We start from the raw sequence: 690 nt of genomic DNA on the forward strand, positions 1-690 counted from the left end.
ACGCGGATCGCTTTCGATCTGGTTCGATCCCGGGATGATCAGGGGGCCGTCTCCAAGCGGCAAACGGGGTCGGCAGCGGCAATTCAGTGACGCAGCGATCCAGACTTGCCTGACCACTGCCCGGCAGGGCATTGCAAAGCAACGTCCCGAGAGGAATGAACGTCCTGTGAGGGATGCCGCTTCGGCAGACCGCGGGTTTCGTGGAAAGTCTCTAGTGGCTGGCTGGCCTGAATTGTGCGGTGCCAGATATACGCACCCTGTGCCGGCGTCAGCGGACGCTGGACGTGCGCCTGCCCTATCGCAGTGGCACCGGCCCGCTGCATCTTATCGTCGACAGCACCGGCATCAAAGCTGTGGGTGAAGGTGAGTGGAACGCCCGCAAGCCCCCTCTCGCACATGCTCATACGGCACAAAGCTGGCGCGCTCTTCTTCAAACACATCCCAGATTACTTTGTCCCGCATCTCTGGATGCGAGCTCGCCCGGACATAGGCCAGACAGCGATCTTCCAGCCAGGCATTCAGGCCCAACATGGGCATCGGCGGCATGACACCCGCCCTGAAGTTGAAAACAGCCGCCTGAATTCTACGGATGGCCCCCATTAAAAATGGGGGGACTACTGGACCGCCTCTCAAAAGCGCGGCAGGTCCAGAACTCACCTACTTTAGAGCTAGGCCACGCTTCTTCAAAAC

General features: G+C 60.0%; 1 pseudogene. It reads left to right on the plus strand.

Annotated elements, in window-relative coordinates:
* Positions 1-383, plus strand: a pseudogene (locus L1069_RS23895) (transposase); the annotation flags it as partial.
* Positions 384-690: the final 307 nt, after the last annotated feature.

Origin of the sequence: Leisingera sp. MMG026 (assembly GCF_021654205.1) — a bacterium.
GTDB lineage: Bacteria > Pseudomonadota > Alphaproteobacteria > Rhodobacterales > Rhodobacteraceae > Leisingera.